The organism is Bacillus sp. LR--39, assembly GCF_053613335.1.
Genome location: NZ_JBSIOT010001630.1, coordinates 1 through 513, shown reverse-complemented (window position 1 = coordinate 513; position 513 = coordinate 1). Strand labels below are relative to the sequence as shown.

Annotated in this window: 1 protein-coding gene; it reads left to right on the top strand. The window is 41.7% G+C overall.

The window, feature by feature from the left end; translation table 11 throughout:
• The coding region (locus tag ACWHAR_RS32205) for a SurA N-terminal domain-containing protein (RefSeq protein ID WP_452089065.1) at positions 1–464 on the top strand (464 nt) is incomplete at its 5' end.
• Between the last annotated feature and the right edge of the window lie 49 nt (positions 465–513).

Sequence of the window (513 nt, the reverse complement as noted above, 5' to 3'; positions counted from 1 at the left end):
ATGCGGCGCAGCAAATCAAAAAGCAGGCGATCGACAGCCTGATCGGACAGGCATTAATTACGCAGGAAGCGGACAAAAAAGGCTACAAAGCATCTGAGAAAGAAATTGAAAAACAGCTGGACGAAAGCAAAAAGCAGTATAAAAACGAGCAAGATTTTGAGGAAGCGGTCAAAAAAGCAGGCTTAAACATGAACACGCTGAAAAGCGACATTGCCGACAGCATCAAAACAGAGAAATATATTGACAAAGAACTGCCGACAGATCAGGTTACAGACAAAGAAATCAAAGACTATTATGATCAATTTGCCGCACAGCAAAAAGACAGCGGACAGAAAAACACACCTGCGTTTGACGATGTCAAACAGCAAATCCAAGATATGCTCAAACAGCAAAAAAGACAGGAAAAACTCGGACAGCAGGTCGAAAAGCTTAAGAAAAGCGCCGATGTGAAAGTGGAAATTTAACAAAGTCAGCCATCCTGTAGCGGATGGCTGACTTCGTTTTATTTATTAA